Source organism: Pseudarthrobacter defluvii (genome assembly GCF_030323865.1).
GTDB lineage: Bacteria > Actinomycetota > Actinomycetes > Actinomycetales > Micrococcaceae > Arthrobacter > Arthrobacter sedimenti.
Genome location: NZ_CP066362.1, coordinates 791,700 through 809,048 on the forward strand (window position 1 = coordinate 791,700; position 17,349 = coordinate 809,048).

Annotated in this window: 16 protein-coding genes; 7 read left to right on the top strand and 9 right to left on the bottom strand. The window is 66.6% G+C overall.

Annotated features, from left to right (window positions below; genetic code table 11):
* The first annotated feature begins 4 nt into the window (after positions 1 to 4).
* The 3 genes from JCQ34_RS03750 (at position 5) to groL (ending at position 3,404) form a co-directional block, all read left to right on the top strand.
* Positions 5 to 211: a cold-shock protein gene (locus JCQ34_RS03750; RefSeq protein ID WP_286401980.1), complete on the top strand. Its 207-nt coding sequence runs from the start codon at positions 5 to 7 to the stop codon at positions 209 to 211.
* Complete coding sequence (locus JCQ34_RS03755; RefSeq protein ID WP_286404294.1) at positions 211 to 1,479, top strand: ABC transporter substrate-binding protein; 1,269 nt, start codon at positions 211 to 213, stop codon at positions 1,477 to 1,479. The genes JCQ34_RS03750 and JCQ34_RS03755 overlap by 1 nt, the downstream gene beginning before the upstream one ends.
* A 290-nt stretch (positions 1,480 to 1,769) precedes the next feature.
* Complete coding sequence (groL, locus tag JCQ34_RS03760) at positions 1,770 to 3,404, top strand: chaperonin GroEL (RefSeq protein WP_142131065.1); 1,635 nt, start codon at positions 1,770 to 1,772, stop codon at positions 3,402 to 3,404.
* 79 nt (positions 3,405 to 3,483) lie between these two features.
* On the opposite strand, the gene JCQ34_RS03765 is transcribed toward groL, so the two are convergent.
* Positions 3,484 to 4,803, bottom strand: coding sequence for an ABC transporter substrate-binding protein (locus JCQ34_RS03765; RefSeq protein ID WP_286401986.1), 1,320 nt, complete (start codon positions 4,801 to 4,803; stop codon positions 3,484 to 3,486).
* A gap of 273 nt (positions 4,804 to 5,076) precedes the next feature.
* On the opposite strand from JCQ34_RS03765, the gene JCQ34_RS03770 reads away from it, so the two are divergent.
* Positions 5,077 to 6,231 carry a ribonuclease HI family protein gene (locus JCQ34_RS03770; RefSeq protein ID WP_286401988.1) on the top strand — a complete coding sequence of 385 codons (1,155 nt, stop codon included), beginning with the start codon at positions 5,077 to 5,079 and terminating at the stop codon, positions 6,229 to 6,231.
* A gap of 36 nt (positions 6,232 to 6,267) precedes the next feature.
* On the opposite strand, the gene JCQ34_RS03775 is transcribed toward JCQ34_RS03770, so the two are convergent.
* The 7 genes from JCQ34_RS03775 to JCQ34_RS03805 form a co-directional block, all read right to left on the bottom strand.
* A complete protein-coding gene (locus JCQ34_RS03775) occupies positions 6,268 to 6,555 on the bottom strand; it encodes a WXG100 family type VII secretion target (protein WP_286401991.1) in 288 nt (95 codons plus the stop codon).
* Between the two features lie 108 nt (positions 6,556 to 6,663).
* Positions 6,664 to 8,175 (bottom strand): sensor histidine kinase, encoded by a 1,512-nt coding sequence (locus tag JCQ34_RS03780; RefSeq protein ID WP_286401994.1) that lies wholly within the window; start codon positions 8,173 to 8,175, stop codon positions 6,664 to 6,666.
* 2 nt (positions 8,176 to 8,177) lie between these two features.
* Positions 8,178 to 8,888 (bottom strand): response regulator transcription factor, encoded by a 711-nt coding sequence (locus JCQ34_RS03785; protein WP_142131055.1) that lies wholly within the window; start codon positions 8,886 to 8,888, stop codon positions 8,178 to 8,180.
* Positions 8,889 to 8,961: 73 nt separating this feature from the next.
* Positions 8,962 to 9,462, bottom strand: a complete 501-nt coding sequence (locus JCQ34_RS03790; RefSeq protein WP_286401996.1) for a DUF427 domain-containing protein — start codon at positions 9,460 to 9,462, stop codon at positions 8,962 to 8,964.
* Positions 9,463 to 9,506: 44 nt separating this feature from the next.
* Complete coding sequence (locus JCQ34_RS03795; RefSeq protein WP_286401999.1) at positions 9,507 to 11,153, bottom strand: DNA repair helicase XPB; 1,647 nt, start codon at positions 11,151 to 11,153, stop codon at positions 9,507 to 9,509.
* Positions 11,154 to 11,166: 13 nt separating this feature from the next.
* The gene (locus JCQ34_RS03800) at positions 11,167 to 13,644 is read right to left on the bottom strand and encodes a helicase-associated domain-containing protein (RefSeq protein WP_286402001.1); all 2,478 of its coding nucleotides are present in this window, start codon (positions 13,642 to 13,644) and stop codon (positions 11,167 to 11,169) included.
* A gap of 10 nt (positions 13,645 to 13,654) precedes the next feature.
* On the bottom strand, positions 13,655 to 13,888 hold the full coding sequence (locus JCQ34_RS03805) for a hypothetical protein (protein WP_286402004.1): 234 nt from the start codon (positions 13,886 to 13,888) through the stop codon (positions 13,655 to 13,657).
* 227 nt (positions 13,889 to 14,115) lie between these two features.
* Between JCQ34_RS03805 and JCQ34_RS03810 the strand changes: the two genes are divergently transcribed.
* The gene (locus JCQ34_RS03810; protein ID WP_142131045.1) at positions 14,116 to 14,499 is read left to right on the top strand and encodes a cold-shock protein; all 384 of its coding nucleotides are present in this window, start codon (positions 14,116 to 14,118) and stop codon (positions 14,497 to 14,499) included.
* A 6-nt stretch (positions 14,500 to 14,505) separates the two neighbouring features.
* On the top strand, positions 14,506 to 15,051 hold the full coding sequence (locus JCQ34_RS03815; RefSeq protein WP_286402007.1) for a DUF3027 domain-containing protein: 546 nt from the start codon (positions 14,506 to 14,508) through the stop codon (positions 15,049 to 15,051).
* Positions 15,052 to 15,186: 135 nt separating this feature from the next.
* On the opposite strand, the gene serC is transcribed toward JCQ34_RS03815, so the two are convergent.
* Positions 15,187 to 16,317 (bottom strand): phosphoserine transaminase, encoded by a 1,131-nt coding sequence (serC, locus tag JCQ34_RS03820; RefSeq protein WP_286402010.1) that lies wholly within the window; start codon positions 16,315 to 16,317, stop codon positions 15,187 to 15,189.
* Between the two features lie 325 nt (positions 16,318 to 16,642).
* On the opposite strand from serC, the gene JCQ34_RS03825 reads away from it, so the two are divergent.
* Positions 16,643 to 17,344, top strand: coding sequence for a metal-dependent transcriptional regulator (locus tag JCQ34_RS03825; RefSeq protein ID WP_286402013.1), 702 nt, complete (start codon positions 16,643 to 16,645; stop codon positions 17,342 to 17,344).
* Positions 17,345 to 17,349: the final 5 nt, after the last annotated feature.

The window sequence follows — 17,349 nt, forward strand, 5'->3', positions numbered from 1 at the left end:
GCGCATGGCACTGGGAACCGTGAAGTGGTTCAACGCTGAGAAGGGCTACGGCTTCATCACCGTTGACGGCTCCGGTGATGACGTCTTTGTCCACTGGTCCGCGGTCCAGGGGGAGGGTTACCGCGCCCTGGCTGAGGGCCAGCGGGTGCAGTTGGACATTGGCGAGGGCGAAAAGGGCCCGCAGGCAGAAAACGTCCGGCCCGCGCAATGATGCCGGCTCACCACTCCCCAGTCCGCGTCCGCACAGCGCTTGCCGCGTCACTGGCGGGCCTCCTTTCCATGACGGCCTGCGCCGGCACCGGCGGCAACGCCAGGACAGAGCCCGCGGAGGCTTCGGGCGACGGCGTCCTCCGGGTGGGCCTGATCCTTGACAACACCGGCGACAACGCCTTCCTCAACGCACCCCAGCTGGCGGCCGCCAAGGCAGCCATCCAGGACATCAACGCCGCCGGCGGACACAAGGGCCGGCCCGTGGAGCTGCTTCCGGTGCACCCGGACCAGGACACCGCAGCCCAGGCCAAGGACCTGGCGGCTGCCAAGGCGGACGTTGCCATTGGACCCACCGACTCCAGCCATGCAACCCCCGCCGTGGACATCCTGTCCCGCGCCCAAGTGCCGCTCATCTCCCCGGCCAACACCGCTGCCGGCCTCTCCACAAGCGCCAGTGGAGGCTACTATTTCCGGACGGCCGCAGCCGACGTCGCACAAGGGCCCGTGCTGGCAAAGCTCGCCAAGGACGCCGGTGCCGCCAGCATCAGCGTGCTGTACCAGCAGGGTGCCTACGGCAAGGACCTGTCGGCCGCCGTCACCGAAGCTGCCCAACAGTCCGGACTCAAGGTCCTGCCCGGGACGGGCTTCAATCCGGGGGATGGCGCCGAAGCCGCGCGCTCTGCCGCCAAAGCCACGCCGGACGCCGTCGTCCTGGTGGCCCGCGACGGCGCGCAGGGCGCATTGGCCGAACTCCACAATGCAGGGGTCAGCGGTTCGAAGGTCATCCTCAGCGACGGTGCCTTCGCCCGCTACGGATCCGCGCTGCCGTCCCGGGCCCTCGAAGGCGCGCGCGCCGTCATCCCGGGCCAGCTCCCCACGGCAGCCTTCCAGGGCAAACTGCTGGCGGTGGACCCCTCCCTGAAGGACGTCTCTTACGCTGCCGAAACCTATGACGCAGTTACGCTGGCGGCCCTCGCAGCGGCCCGGGCGCAGGATGACGCGGGCCGGTCCATTGCCGCGAACCTCATTCCGGTCTCCGGCGGAACGGCGACCTCCGGGGCAGGCACGCCGCAGGCTCCGTGCCTGAGTTACAAGGAGTGCCTCGGCGGCCTCGCCGCCGGCCCGGACATTAATTACGACGGCGAATCCGGCCCGGTTGCCTTCGATACCAACGGGGACATCACCACGGCCGCCTTCTCCGTCTTCACCTACGGGGCTGACAACAACCCCAGCCCCACGGGGCACGAAACAGCTGGACACTCCGGCTGATCGCCCTGGGCGAAGCGGCTGCGGCCAGCGCCTTGTCCGGCGTCTTATCGCTTGCACTCTCACCTGGGGAGTGCTAATTATTGAGTTAGCACTCTGACGTACCGACTGCTAAAGCAAAGCCTGGTTTCGGCCGGCGGCGCCCTGCACCGGTCGAGGAGCGAAAGAAACACCTCACTTCAGTGAGATCCCCACGCGGAGGCATACAGAGGCCGCCGTCAAAGGATCGTCCGTCGCGGGCACTGCAGCGAAGGTTCATTCTTAACGACTGTCCCGAAAGGACTACTGCCGTTATGGCCAAGATCATTGCATTTGATGAAGAGGCACGCCGCGGCCTTGAGCGTGGCCTGAACACCCTCGCCGACGCCGTTAAGGTCACCCTCGGCCCGCGTGGACGCAACGTCGTCCTCGAAAAGAAGTGGGGCGCCCCCACGATCACCAACGATGGTGTTTCCATCGCCAAGGAGATCGAGCTGGACGATCCCTACGAAAAGATCGGCGCCGAGCTGGTCAAGGAAGTTGCCAAGAAGACCGACGATGTTGCCGGTGACGGCACCACCACCGCCACGGTCCTGGCACAGGCGCTGGTCAAGGAAGGCCTGCGCAACGTTGCCGCCGGCGCCGACCCGCTGTCCCTCAAGCGCGGCATCGAGAAGGCCGTTGACGCCGTCACCGCCGAGCTGCTGAACTCCGCCAAGGAAATCGAAACCAAGGAAGAGATCGCCGCCACCGCGTCCATCTCCGCCGGTGACGACGAGATCGGTGCCCTCATCGCCGAAGCCCTGGACAAGGTGGGCAAGGAAGGCGTCATCACGGTCGAGGAGTCCAACACCTTCGGCCTGGAGCTCGAGCTCACTGAAGGCATGCGCTTCGACAAGGGCTACATCTCCGCCTACTTCGTCACCGACGCCGAGCGCCAGGAAACTGTCCTCGAGGACCCGTACATCCTGATCGTCAACTCCAAGATCTCCAACGTCAAGGAACTGGTTGCTGTCCTGGAAAAGGTCATGCAGTCCAACAAGCCGCTGCTGATCATCGCCGAGGACATCGAGGGCGAGGCCCTGGCCACCCTGATCGTCAACAAGATCCGTGGCACCTTCAAGTCTGTCGCCGTCAAGGCTCCGGGCTTCGGTGACCGCCGCAAGGCCCAGCTGGCCGATATCGCCGTCCTCACCGGCGGCCAGGTCATCTCCGAGGAAGTTGGCCTCAAGCTGGAGAACGCCGGCCTGGAGCTCCTGGGCCAGGCCCGCAAGGTTGTTGTCACCAAGGACGAGACCACCATCGTCGAAGGTGCCGGCGACGCCGACCAGATCGCCGGCCGCGTTTCCCAGATCCGCGCCGAGATCGAGAACTCCGACTCTGACTACGACCGCGAGAAGCTGCAGGAGCGCCTGGCCAAGCTGGCCGGCGGCGTTGCAGTCATCAAGGCCGGTGCCGCAACCGAGGTTGAGCTCAAGGAACGCAAGCACCGCATCGAAGACGCTGTGCGCAACGCCAAGGCTGCAGTTGAAGAAGGCATCGTCGCCGGTGGCGGCGTGGCCCTGATTCAGGCCGGCGCCAAGGCGTTCGCCAACCTTCAGCTGTCCGGCGACGAAGCAACGGGCGCCAACATCGTCCGCGTTGCCATCGACGCCCCGCTGAAGCAGATCGCCTTCAACGCCGGCATGGAGCCCGGCGTGGTTGTCGACAAGGTCCGCGGCCTGCCCGCCGGCCACGGCCTCAACGCAGCAACCGGTGAATACACCGACCTGCTGGCAGCCGGCGTCAACGATCCCGTCAAGGTGACCCGCTCTGCCCTGCAGAACGCGGCTTCCATCGCCGGCCTGTTCCTCACCACCGAAGCAGTGGTTGCTGACAAGCCGGAGAAGGCTGCTGCTCCTGCCGGCGGCGACGACATGGGCGGCATGGGCGGCATGGGCGGCTTCTAAGCTTCCCGGCCGGGATTCCCTCCCGCCAACAGAAAAATGCGGCTCCCTCCTGGTGAGGGGGCCGCATTTTTGCTGCGGATTACTTTCTGGCTGAATCCAGCATTCCCTGGACTTCCTTCGTGAAGGCTTCGGCGGCCGCCTGGGGCGTCAGCCGGTCATACAGCACTTCATCTGTGTAGCGCTTGATCACGTTCTGGACGCTGCCCGCGCCCACCGGCGGTACCGGCGGCGCATCCTTGATATCCGGGGCGATGTCCTTCAGGAAGTTGACCACCGTGGTGTCAGCCGGCTTCAGCGAGGGCGTGATGGCGGCGACGATTTCGCTGTTGGTGGGCACACCCCTGTCCGTCATGAGAATTGCGCCGGCCTCCGGGCTGTTGGTGAGATAGTTGATGAACTCTGCTGCCTCCTTGGGATGCTTGGAACGGGAGGAAGCGGACCAGAACATGGTGGGTTTGTAGTACATGCCGTTCTTGGCCGAAGCTCCGTCCACACTCGGGGCGCGCAGCATCTTGATGCTGCTTCCGGTGGTGGCTTCAAGCGAGCCCAGCTGGTTGGTCCACCACCATGCCATGCCCACCCGGTTGGTGCCGAAGAGGCTTTGCTCGAGGCTCGCCCCTGCGTCTTCCGTCGCGACGTTGGCCGGTGGGCTGGCCTTTGAGTCGCGCTGGTCCTTGAGCCGCTCCCAGAAGGAGGCAGCCGTGGCGGCCTGGAAGTCGAGCTTGCCGTCCTCTGAGTACAGGTTCTCGCCGTGCTGGCGGAGCCAAATGATCAGGTCGGCCTCGTTGCTGCCGTATGCCGCTCCATAGTTCTTACCGTCGCCGGCGGCGCTGATCTTCGCGGCCGTGTCCGTGAAGTCCTTCCATGTCCAGGTCTTGTCGTCGGGAAGGGGAACGCCCGCCGCTTCAAACACCTTGGTGTTGGCCATGATGACATAGGCGTTCTGACCGGTGCTCAGTCCGTACTGCGCGCCACTGTACTGGCCTGATGCGAGTGCCTCCTTGTCCAACTTCGACGTGTCGATCCCGTTCTGCTTGGACAGGTCCAGCAGCGCGCCGCGGCCGCCGTATTCGGCAATGTACTTTTGGTCCATCTGAATGACATCGGGCGCATCGTTGGCGGCGGTCTTGGTTGCCAGTTTGTCCCAGTAGCTGGACCATTCGCCCGGCTCGGTCTTGATCTTGATGTTTGGGTGGGATGCTTCGAACGCGGCGATGACCTTGTTTGTCTGTCCGTTCAGGTATTCGTTGCCCCACCAGGTGAACCGCAGGGTCACCTGACCGTTGTCGCCGGACCCGCCGGATCCGCCGGCGGCGCCGCAGCCCGTGGCCAGGATGGATAGAGCCACAGCCGCAGCGCCAAGCTGAAACCTCCGGCGGCTTACTACTGGAATCGTCATTGATGTTCCCTTCGGTTGGTTTCTTCGCTCCGTGGCAGCCTTAGGTGACCAAGGATCTCGTCTCGAGAAACCGTTTTCTGAATTGGTGTGCTGCGATTCTTTCGCGCGACGGCATCCCCGTCAAGGGTATCCGGTAAGCGTTTTCCGAAAATTTCATTGGGAAAGCTGGAGGAGGAGCCGGACGCGCAGCCCGAGCCTGCGGCAGAAACAGGAGGATGGGCTGCAGTACCTCCGCGGCAGCCCATTGTCAGCTGCTTCTGGCAGGATGGATTGGTGACGATTACTGCAGCGGCTGACGGTTCGGCCTTGGGAAACCCTGGCCCGGCGGGCTGGGCCTGGTATGTGAATGACGATTGCTGGCGGGCCGGAGGCTGGCCGCACGGGACCAATAACCAGGGGGAGCTGATGGCTGTCCTAGACCTTTTGCGCGCCACGGCGCACCTCCCCGGGGAGGACCTGCGCATTTTGTGTGACAGCCAGTACGTCATCAACTCCATTACCAAGTGGATGCCGGGGTGGAAGCGGAAGGGCTGGCGCAAGGCTGACGGGAAGCCTGTCCTGAATGTGGAGCTGCTGAAGGAACTCGACCGCGAACTGGCCGGGCGAACCTACACGTTCGAGTGGGTCAAGGGCCACGCCGGGCACGACCTCAACGAGGCCGCCGACGAGCGGGCCAGGGCCGCGGCCACCGCGTACCAGCAGGGAGTGGCAGCACGCTCCGGCCCGGGATTCCCCGGCGGACACCACCCCGGCGCGCACCACGATCTTTCCAATGGCCAGGGCGGCCGCGGACGTGCCCTGGAGGAACCGGCGCCTTCCGGTGTGGGACTGCCGCCGGCCACCCTGGACATTCCGGCTGCTGCCCCCGCACAAACGCAGGCAGTACGCCGGGAATCAGCGCGAACGGGTGCAGAAGGCGGGGGAGCGGGACGCCCGGCAGCATCCAGCGGGGGTGTTCCTGCGGCCGCGGGCGACCAGCGCAGGGCAGCCCCCCAGCCTGTATCGGCTTTCGATGAACTGGACCTGTTCAGCGAGTTGGACGATGAAGCCCTTGAAGTGGCCGAGGCAACGCAGCGGGCAGGCTCCATCCCGCCAGAGGCACTGGTTGAGGAGCTGGAACGCGAGCTCCTGGGGCCGCTGGTGCGGGGGGACATTGGCCGGACCGCCATCCTTCTTCACCCGGACTTTGTGGAGATCGGCAGCTCGGGCCGGGTGTGGACCCGGGACGCTATGATGATGGCCCTCGAGGAGGATCCCGGCGAACGGACCGACATTGAAATCCTGGGCGCTGACCGCATAGGCCCCAGCACGGTCCTGCTGACGTACCGAAGCTTTGCCAGGTCCGGCACGACGCTTCGCAGCTCGCTGTGGGTCCTCGACGGCGGCCGGTGGCGGCTGCGGTTCCACCAGGGAACCCCGGAAGCCTAGAGGGGGAAGCGGGGAACGTGCTGCCGCAGGGCCGGCTCAGCTGAACCGCTGCGTGTTTCCCTGCTCCGCGTGGGCGTAGGTTGCGGCCGCTGACGCGAGGGCGCCATTGATGGACGCCAGCGACGCTTCCACGCGGCCCTGCGTGATGGTCCACTCCGTGATGAGTGCCTGGAAGTTGGTGGCTGCCGAACCCCGCCATGAGCCCTGCAGCTCATCCAGGCCCCGCTTCATGGTCTGCACGTCCGCGCTGATCCGGTCCACGGTGGCCTGGACGTTGGCGGACTTCAACTGCAGTAATTCGGTGTCGACGGAAATGATGCTCATCGCTGTGCCTTTCGCTACGGCGGGTCCCTAAGGGTCCTGCGCCCGGGGGATCCGGGCTGCTGGGACGAGCCTATGGAGCAGCACCAGGCGGAAGCCACGGCGGTGTGGCTATATGTGGATAACCGATCCGTCACTGCCCGCCGCGGGGGCGGTACTGTCGTCAGCGGCGTCTTCCCCGTCGTCGCTGTTACTGCCCGGCGTGTCGTCCCGCCGCGGGAGGCTGACCACCAGGGTGGCGCCGCCGCCGTCGGTCTTCTGCACCCGCACTGTGCCGCCGTGGGATCCGACGATTGCTGCCACGATGGCCAGCCCCAGGCCGCTGCCGCCCGTCTCCCTGGTCCGGGAGGTGTCCGCCCGGTAGAAGCGCTCAAAGACCTTGGCGGCGTCGTCTTCGGAGATGCCCGGCCCATGGTCCCGTACTTCGATGACGGACCGTTCGCCGCCGTCGGTCCGGCGGACCCCGACGGCCAGTTCGATGGGGCTGCCCTCCGGCGTGTAGCGCAAGGCATTGCCCACCAGGTTGCCCACCACCTGGCGCAGCTTGGCCTCATCTCCAAGGACCGGGGCCGGGGCCGCTGCTCCGCCGTCGAGGCCGGTGAGCGTGATCGCCCTGGAACGGTCGCTGGCCTGGGTGTCCACCACCGCGTCATGGGCAACCAGTTGCAGGTCCACCGGCTTCTGCTGCAGCGGCCGCTGCTCATCCAGGCGGGCCAGCAGCAGCAGGTCCTCCACCATGGAACCCATGCGTTTGGCTTCGCTTTCGATGCGGCCCATGGCGGTGGCCACGTCCTCGTCAGTGGCCAGGGCGCCGTGGCGGTAGAGCTCGGAGAACCCGCGGATGGTCACCAGGGGTGTGCGCAGCTCGTGGGACGCATCAGCGGCAAAGCGGCGCATCCTTGCTTCCGAGGCGGTCCGCGCCGCGAAGGCGGTCTCGATGTGCGCCAGCATGGCGTTCAGGGAACTGCTCAGCCGGCCCAGCTCCGTGGCAGGGTTTTCGACTTCCACACGCCGGGAGAGGTCGCCGGCGGCAATGGCGGCGGCTGTCTTTTCCACCCTGGCCAGCGGCCGGAAGGCGCGCGAGACGGTCCAGCTGGCTATGAGCGAGGCGAGAAGCAGGGTCAGCAGGCCGACGCCGGTGACCACCAGGGTGGCGTGCTTTAGGACGTCGTCGACGCTCTCCAAGGGCAGCCCGATCACCACGACGGACGTGGTGGGGCCGTTCTGGACGGTCACCGCCACCACCCTCCAGTTTTCGCCGTCCGTCCCGCGGACCTGGAACGGAACCAGCTGGAGCGCCTGGGCCTGCTCCACCGAAATGTTGCTGATGTCGGGGTGGTCGTCCGGGTCTCCGCCGAAGGTGTACGGCTGCTCACCCGGGGTGAAGAGCATCAGGGAATAGTCGGTGGGGATGGGGTTGGGTGCCTGCAGTTGGGTGAACGAGCGCTGTTTCCGGGCAGAGTCGACGGCGGCGTTCAGTTTGTCGTCCACCTGGCCCTGGAGGTAGCTGTGGAGCAAGGTCAGCGTCACCGCGCCGGTCACCGTCAGGGCCACGATCAGCAGGGCCATGATCATGGCCACCAGCTGCGACCTGAGCGAGGCCGACTTCCACCGCTTGAGCAAGGTCAGCGCTTTTCAGCCGTCCGCAGGACGTAGCCCACGCCGCGCTTGGTCTGGATCAGGGCCGGTGCGTCGGGGTCGATGTCCACTTTCCGGCGCAGGTAGGAGATGTAAGACTCCACGATGGAGGCGTCGCCGTTGAAGTTGTACTCCCAGACGTGGTCCAGGATCTGCGACTTGGACAGCACGCGGTTGGGATTGAGCATGAGGTAGCGCAGCAGCTTGAACTCGGTGGGGGAGAGTTCGATGACCGTGCCGCCGCGCCGTACCTCGTGCGCGTCGTCGTCGAGTTCCAGGTCGTCAACGCGGATCACCGCGTCGTCGTCCAGCAGGGGCTGCGTCCGGCGGAGCACCGCCCGGATGCGGGCCACCACTTCGTCCAGGCTGAAGGGCTTGGTGACGTAGTCGTCCCCGCCCACGGTCAGCCCGGTCACCTTGTCCTCGGTGTCGTCCTTTGCCGTGAGGAAGAGGACGGGGAAGTGTTTTCCGGAGGCGCGGAGCCGGCGGGTCACGGTGAACCCGTCCATGTCGGGGAGCATGACGTCCAGCACGGCCAGGTCCGGGGCGTGGGTATCGGCCGCTGCCAGGGCATCCCGTCCGTTCGCTGCAGAGACCACTTCGAAGCCGGCGAACCGCAGTGACGTGGAGAGGAGCTCGCGGATGTTGGGTTCATCATCAACGACGAGCAGCCTGGCTTCTGGACCGTTCTTGTTCATGCTCCCATCATGCTCCCAGACTCTGGGAGTTGTCTGGATATTTGTTGTGAGCATGGTGGTGGTCCGCTCGGGCCTACCAGTCCATCGTCCCGGGTTCACCTTTGAAGGGCCCCACTACCCGGCTGGTGATCCAGCCGCCATAGAAGCGGCCGGGCTGGGCAGTGACCCGCTCACCATCCACCTCGCAGTAGTCCATTCGGCCTGGATAGACGGCCACCCGGCCAGCAAGTGCCTCAAAACCTGACGCCGGCTCCGGGTAGGACCATGCGGCGCTGTCCGCTTCCTTCCCGCCGCCGCGGACTGTCAGGTACTTCGCCGCGCCCTTGAACTCGCAGAAGCTGCTGCCCGAGGACTGCTCGAGTGCGCCGGCGGCAAATGCTGACTGGAGGATGTAGTACACCGGCGGATGGCTGGTCTCGAGGACCCGGAGCGAATCTGTGGTGTCAAGGATGACTTCGCCGCCCAGGACGATGCGGATGCGCTCGCTGCTGGCTTCGATCCGGGGCGGGCGGGGATAGTCCCACACCGATTCCTGCCCGGGTCCGGGCGCCACCGGGACCATTCGTGTTCTCATGCCTCCAGTGTGCACTCCGCAGGCGCAACCGGCACAGGGGATTCCTAGTCCGCTGCGGCCACGTCCTTGGCGTCCATGATCCGGTAGGCATACCCTTGCTCGGCCAGGAACCTCTGGCGCTTGGCCGCGAAGTCCTGGTCCAGGGTGTCGCGTGCCACGAGGGAGTAGAAGCGGGCCGCCCGCCCGTCCTTCTTGGGCCGCAGCAGCCGGCCCAGCCGTTGGGCCTCCTCCTGCCGGGAACCGAACGAGCCCGAGACCTGGATGGCCACCGAGGCCTCAGGCAGGTCGATGGAGAAGTTGGCCACCTTGGACACCACCAGGGTCTGCAGCTCCCCGGCACGGAATGCATCAAAGAGCTTCTGCCGTACTTTGACCGATGTGTCGCCCTTGATGACGGGTGCCTGCAGGCGCTCGCCGAGCTCATCCAGCTGGTCGATGTACTGGCCGATCACCAGCAGCTGTTCACCCGCGTGCCGGGCCACCAGCTCCTCCACTACCTGGGTTTTCGACTCCGAGGTGGCGCACAGCCGGTACTTGTCCGCGTCATCAGCCATGGCATAGGCAACACGTTCATCCTTTGGCAGATCCACCCGGACCTCCACGCAGTCCGCCGGCGCGATGTAGCCCTGGGACTCGATGTCCTTCCAGGGTGCGTCGTACCGTTTTGGCCCGATCAGGCTGAAGACTTCGCCCTCGCGGCCGTCCTCCCGGACCAGGGTGGCAGTCAGCCCGAGGCGCCGCCGGGCCTGCAGGTCTGCGGTCATTCTGAAGATCGGTGCCGGAAGGAGGTGGACCTCGTCATAGATGATCAGTCCCCAGTCGTGGCCGTCCACCAGCTCCAGGTGCGGATAGATGCCGCCCCGTTTGGTGGTGAGCACCTGGTAGGTGGCAATGGTCACCGGCCGCACCTCCTTGAGGGCACCGGAGTATTCGCCCACCTCGTCCTCGGTCAGGGAGGTGCGCTTGATCAGCTCGTCCTTCCACTGCCGGGCGGCCACCGTGTTCGTCACCAGGATCAGCGTGGTGGTGGAACCGGTGGCCATGGCCGCGGCCCCCACCAGGGTTTTGCCGGCGCCGCAGGGCAGGACCACCACTCCGCTGCCGCCTGCCCAGAAGTTTTCGCTGGCCAGGCGCTGGTACGGCCGGAGCTGCCAGCCGTCTTCATTGAGCGAAATCAGGTGCGGGGTGCCGTCCACGTAACCGGCCAGATCCTCCGCCGGCCAGCCAAGCTTCAGCAGCAGCTGCTTGAGCTGGCCGCGCTGGGAGGCGTGCACCACTACGGTCTCGCCGTCGATCCTGGGCCCCAGCAGCGGGGCGATCTTCTTGGCCCGGATAACTTCCTCCAGGACCGGGTAGTCGTCCGTCCGCATGACCAATCCGTGGCGCGGGTCCTTTTCGAGGCGCAGCCGGCCGTACCGGGACATGGTTTCCTCGATGTCGATCAGCAGCGAATGCGGAACCGGGAAGCGGGAGTACTTCAGGAGGGCGTCCAGCACCTTTTCGGCGTCCAGCCCGGCGGCGCGGGCGTTCCACAGCCCCAGCGGGGTCAGCCGGTAGCTGTGCATGTGCTCGGGTGCACGTTCCAGCTCGGCGAAGGGTGCAATGGCGTGCCGGGCCTCGGTGGCCAGTTCGTGGTCCACCTCAAGGAGGATGGTCTTGTCGCTTTGGACGATCAGGGGTCCGTCGGTCACGCGGGGGAATCCTTTACTGGCGCAGTTCCTCTGCGGCCTCGATGTCGATGATGCGGTGGACGGACAGGACCCGTTCAGTGTCCTTGGCGGGATCGAACACGCGGACCCTGCCCCCGCTCACAGATAGCGGAACAACAACTTCCAGGCTGGCATTCCCCAGGTTGTCCACCACGTTCATGTTGATCCGCTGCTTCAGCCGGATGGCCCTTTGCAGCGCCTCAAGCCCCAGTTGGGTGGCAACCTCGCTGCCGGTGGTGGCACCGGGGTGGTGCCCGACGGCGGCGCCGGCCTGCCGCAGGACATCCAGTTGGGCTTCCACCTCCTCCGCCGCGGGCGCCATCCGCGGGGCGGTGTACACCGGGCGCAGGCTCTCCTGCGGCGCGGCAGGCCGGCGGAGGTGCGCGGCGGGTTCGGCGCCGTCCACGGACGGGGAGAGGCCCAGGCTGCGGAGCACGGCGGCAAGCTCACGGGGCGGCGCCGACGACGCCACAACCGTAGGGGCCAGCCTGACCAGGCCCAGTTGGGCGGCCTTCGGTCCCGCCAGCAGATCGGTGAGTGCGGTTTCATCCTCACTACGGATGAAGCTCGCAGCCTGGCCCACGTGCAGCCTGCCGTGCCGGGAAGCGGTGTCCTCCACCAGGTACTCCAGCGGCTGGGGAACCGCCGTGGCCGAATGCTCCCGGAGGAACGCCAGCAGCCCGGCGGCGTCATGGCCGCGGTCCAGTGCGCGTTTTACCGACTCCGCGGAGAACCTGTAGATGGTGGCAGGACCTTGCCCCTCGGCGTCGGCCATGACCAGGAGCTGCTCCGTCAGCGCAGGGGAAAGGTAGCCCGGAGCGACAGCGGTCAGGTCAGCCTGCAGCAGCACGTGATTTAGGGCCGCGGGCAGGTGCTTGCCCAGAATCGCAAGGGCGGCGTCGGGGCGGTCTTCGGCGAAGGCGCTCCCCAGCTGGCTCAGGGCACCAGAGCCCACCAGGCCGAGCATTTCAGCCTCGGCGAGGACGCCCCGGATCAGGGAACTGAACCGCCGGGCCATCCGCGGCTGGGACCATTCGGCGCGCTGCAGCACCGCAGCGGCATCGAGGACGGGCGCGCCGCCGTCGCCATCGTCGGCTTCCCGCGTCAGCTCAAGCAGGATTTCCAGGATGCGTTTGCGGACCACCGGGGCATCGGGGCGCTGCGCCCCGGCAGACAAGGCAGCAATGGTGGTCCCGGCGGCAGACCGGGCGGCCGCTGCTCCCGGCGCTGAATTGACGGGCTGGCCCACCATGGAGGGCACGCGCTCGCTGGCCAGCCAGGCGTTCACCAGCCACAGCCATTGTTCCTGCCGCGGAAGGACCAGCCACTCCAGCTCCGGCGGCTGCACCCATGATGACGAATCGACGTCGAGGCGGATCAGGCCGGCCAGGCCGCACAGTTCCAGCAGCCGGCCCACAGCGCCCTGGTCAACGCGCAGCTGTTCGGACAGCCGCCGCAGCTCGCGGACCCCCACGCCCCCGCTCCGCAACGTGGCCAGTGGCTGGGCCTCTACCGCATGCAACAGTTCGGACACCAGCCGGAGGGTTTCCGAAATAGCGCTCAGGGCTGCGTTCCTCCGCAGCGCCGCGGTGGTGTTGCCGAGCTCGGCAACCGGCGGGGCAAGGGTGAAGTCGTTGATGATCGCCCCGCCGCGCAGGGCCATCCCCACGCTGTGCGGCAGCTCGACGTGCGCCGCGTCCAGCGGCACCAGCAGCCCGCGTGCAAGGAGCCAGTCCACGGGCCCGACGTCGGCGCCTTCCGTAGTGACCGAGGCTCTCCGTTGCGCCTGGGGGACGGCACCCATGGCCCAGTTCCGGAACTTGGCGAGCAGCGCCGTCGTCCGTTCCGGGGCCCCGGCAAGGATGTCCCGCAGGGCTTCGGGGGACGATGTCCAGTGCTGGAGCGCCAGTGCCGCTTCCATGGGCGTGGTGGCGCCGTGGATCGCGAAGCCGCTGCGGTGCAGTTCGGAGACCAGCTGCACCGCCCGCTGGGCGAAAGCCGGCTGGAGGCGGACCAGCTCGGTATAGCTGCGCCCCAGGCCTGCGGGGTAGATTCCCACCACATCCTTGAGCGAACCTACGGGAAGGTAGTACGGCTGGCTGGCCGCCGGGGGCGGGGTGCCGTGCGGGGGAGCTGCGGGATGCACCAGGGCAAGCTCCTGCAGGGTGCCGATGATCTGCTCAACCACGGCCAGCGACGAACCCCGGATCAGCTGGTGCAGGCCTTCCGCTGAGGCGCTGTGCCCGGTATCGGTGTTGGTGCAGAGGTGCAGGGTTTCCAGGACCTGCATCTGGGGCCGGTTGAGCCGTTCGAGGGCGCGCTGGACGCTGACACGGGAACTGGCGCGCGCCGCCACCGCCGCGAAGTCCGGAACAGAGGGGGAAATGAGGTCCGGCCGCGCGGCGAACAACGCCCGCAGCGAATCATCGCTGCGTGCCTCCAGTTCCATGCCGAGCGCGCGAATGAGGGACATCAGTCCAACGTTACCGCCGCCCGGCCTTTCCCGCGCGCCGCCGGGCGGCAACGCCGTCCAGGACCAGCAGGAGCATCAGGATGAAGGCCGCAGGGAGGCCGTACAGCGCGGAGTACGTGACCCAGGTGGGGGCCACCGACCCAGCGAAGGCAAGCGCCATGACCGTCCCCACGGCTATGAGGGACAGCACGGCAATAACAGCGGCGAGGACCATCAGCGGCCGCCGGTAACGCGAGGGAGTCATGGACGTAACGCTACAGCGGCTCCGTTGGTGCGGTTAAACGCTCCCGGCGCCCTTGCGCCTGCGGCGGAACGGTGCTGCAGGAAGCGTAATCAGGCATCCGGCAGGATAACCTTGAAGGATACAGACCAACACGGTTTGCGCATGCCATACCTTGAACCCGCACAACAATGCGGATGCGGTGGTATGCGGCCGTGTCTCATGACAGCAGAACGAAGAAGGTTGATTACGTGCCTACCGGCAAGGTCAAGTGGTATGACAAGGACAAGGGCTTTGGGTTCCTCGCGGGCGAAGACGGCCAGGAGGTCTTCCTGCCCAAGTCGTCGCTGCCCGAAGGGGTAACGGAGCTGAAAGCCGGCACCCGGGTGGAGTTCGGTGTGGCGGACGGCCGCAAGGGTGCCCAGGCACTGGGCCTGCGGGTGCTGGACAAGACCCCGTCCATTGCCAAGGCCAAGCGCCCCAGTGCCAAGGACCTCGCCCCGCTGGTGCAGGACCTGGTGACCGTCCTGGACAATCTGTCCGGGACCCTGTCCAAGGGCAAGTACCCGGAGGGCAATAAGGGCAAGGCCATTGCCGCCGCCCTGCGCAAGGTTGCCGACGAGCTGGACGTTTAGGCGCCCATGAATCCCCAATCTGAACAGCCGGGCGCGCCAGTGCAGGAGCAGGCTGCCAAGACTCCGCCCACACGCAAGGCAGGCGTGCCCGTATGGCGTACGGGCAAGCCTGACGCTTTCCTGGCCGCGGCTGTTGATACGGCCCGGACGGCGGTGGAGAGCATCACGCCGGCCGCCACTATCGGGGCGCACCTTGCGGCCAAGAGCGAGGGCGACCGGCTGGTGACACACCTGTTCGAGTCCCGCTTGGCCGGATACACAGGCTGGCAGTGGTACGCGGTGCTGACCCGCAACTCACGTTCCAAGGTGGTCACCGTCAACGAACTGGGCCTGCTGCCGTCCGAGGATTCGATCCTCGCTCCGGAGTGGGTGCCGTGGGCCGAACGGGTCCGCCCCGAGGACGAACAGCCGCAGGAGCCCGAGGTTGGTGGGCACGAAGCGGAGGTCGGAGAGCCGGAAGCGCAGGAAACAGCGGCAAGTGACAAAGGCCGGCAGGATTCAGGGCAGCAAGGGGAACCAGCGGACGACGACGGAGCGCAGGCAGGAGCCTAGCCGCACCTTCGCCGGGAGACCGGCCCCGCCCTCTGCCGGGCGCAACGAAAACGGCGCCGTCCGGGACAAACCCGGGCGGCGCCGTCGTACGTTAAAAGTGCCTGCCTGTGGACAGGGCCCAAGTGTGGGCAGGGCCTACTTGCGCAGCTCGCCCACCACATAGTCGATGCTGGCGAGCAGGGCGGAGACGTCGCTGGGCTCGATGGCCACGAAGGTAGCGATGCGCAGCTGGTTGCGGCCCAGCTTCCGGTAGGGCTCGGTGTCCACGATTCCGTTGGCGCGCAGGATCTTGGCTACGGCGGCGGCGTCCACAGACTCGTCGAAGTCGATGGTGGCGATGACGTTGGAACGCTCCTCCGGCTTGGCCACGAACGGGCTGGCGAAATCGGAAGCCTCGGCCCAGCTGTAGATGCGTCCGGCGGAATCGGCAGTGCGTCCGGCCGCAAAATCCAGGCCGCCATTGGAGTTGAGCCATTGGACCTGCGCGTTCAGGGTCACCAGCGTGGACAGCGACGGCGTGTTGTAGGTCTGGTTCAGGCGGGAGTTGTCGATGGCGGTCTGGAGGTCCAGGAAGTCCGGGATCCACCGTCCACTGGCCTTGATGCGGGCGGCCCGCTCCAGCGCGGCGGGGGAGAACAGGCCCAGCCAGAGCCCGCCGTCGGAAGCAAAGTTCTTCTGCGGTGCGAAGTAGTAGACATCGCTCTGGGCAACGTCCACGTCCAGGCCGCCTGCGGCCGAGGTGGCGTCCACCAGGACCAGGGATCCCTCGTCGGCTCCGGCAACCCGCTGGACCGGGGCTGCCACGCCGGTGGAGGTCTCATTCTGCGGCCACGCGTAAACGTCCACGCCGGCCTCGGCCTGCGCCGTGGGTCGCGTGCCGGGCTCGGACTTGATGATGGAGGAGGATTCCAGGAAAGGGGCCTTGTTGGTGGCCGCAGCAAACTTGGATCCGAACTCGCCGAAGGAGAGGTGCTGGGCCTTCTTCTCCACCAGGCCGAAGCTGGCGATGTCCCAGAAAGCAGTGGAGCCGCCAACGCCAAGGACAACCTCGTAGCCCTCGGGGGCACGGAAGAACTGGCTCAGCCCTTCACGGACGGACCCCACCAGGTTCTTGACCGGTGCCTGCCGGTGCGACGTGCCCAGGATGGTTTTGGATGCGGCTGCGAGGGCATCGATCTGTTCCTGCCGGACCTTTGACGGGCCGGCGCCGAACCGTCCGTCCTTGGGCAGGAGGTCGGCGGGAATCGTGATGCTGGTGTCGCTCACAGGTGCTCCAATTCGGCGGGGACGAACGTTTTGGTCCGGACGGACGGGTTGTGGTGGCCGGCAGCCGGGCGGCGGCCGTGCCATAGGCCTTCCCCATTCTGCCTGAACAGCAGCGGCGGGCGGGAACCGGCAGCGGCAAAGTCCAGACACTGAGACAATGCGGCGCGTGTGCAAGTGTTCCATGCATGCACCTGGTGCGGTTCCCTGTGGGGTCGCGGCTATTCGGACAAAGTCAAAATAGGCTAAGCTTTCCCCCGGACTACCTCGCGGGAAGAGGCGATACGGTGGGACAACGCAAGGTACTGCGCCCGAGGAGCTGAGCTGGATGACGGATCTGATCGACACTACGGAGATGTACCTCAGGACCATCCTGGAGCTTGAGGAAGAAAACATCGTTGCCCTCCGGGCCCGTATTGCCGAGCGCCTGCGCCATTCCGGCCCCACCGTCTCCCAGACCATCGGCAGGATGGAGCGCGACGGGCTCGTTGTGGTCTCCGGCGACAGGCATCTGGAACTCACGGACACCGGCCGCAAGCGGGCCACCGAAGTGATGCGCAAGCATCGGCTCGCCGAACGCCTGCTGGCGGACGTTATTGGGCTGGACTGGGCCTACGTCCACGATGAAGCCTGCCGCTGGGAACATGTGATGAGTGAGAGGGTGGAGCGGCGCATCTACGAGATGCTGGACCACCCCACCGAGTCCCCATACGGCAACCCCATCCCCGGCCTTGCCGCGCTGGGCGGCCAGCCGGCCCCCGGCTTTGGTGACGGGGCCATCAGCCTGGTGGAGGCGATGAAGAGCTACGGGCCTGCGTCGGGCGTGACCATCAGCCGCCTCGCGGAACCGATCCAGGTGGAGCCCGAACTGCTGGCGCAGTTGGACGAAGGCGGAATCCGGCCCGGCGCTGCCGTGACCCTGGAACGCGTGGGCGATTACATCTCGGTGCGGGTGACCGGGATTGAAGGAGCGCTGGAGCTTCCGCCCGAGGTGGCCGCGCATGTCTTCGTGGCCATCAAGCAGGGCTGAAGCGG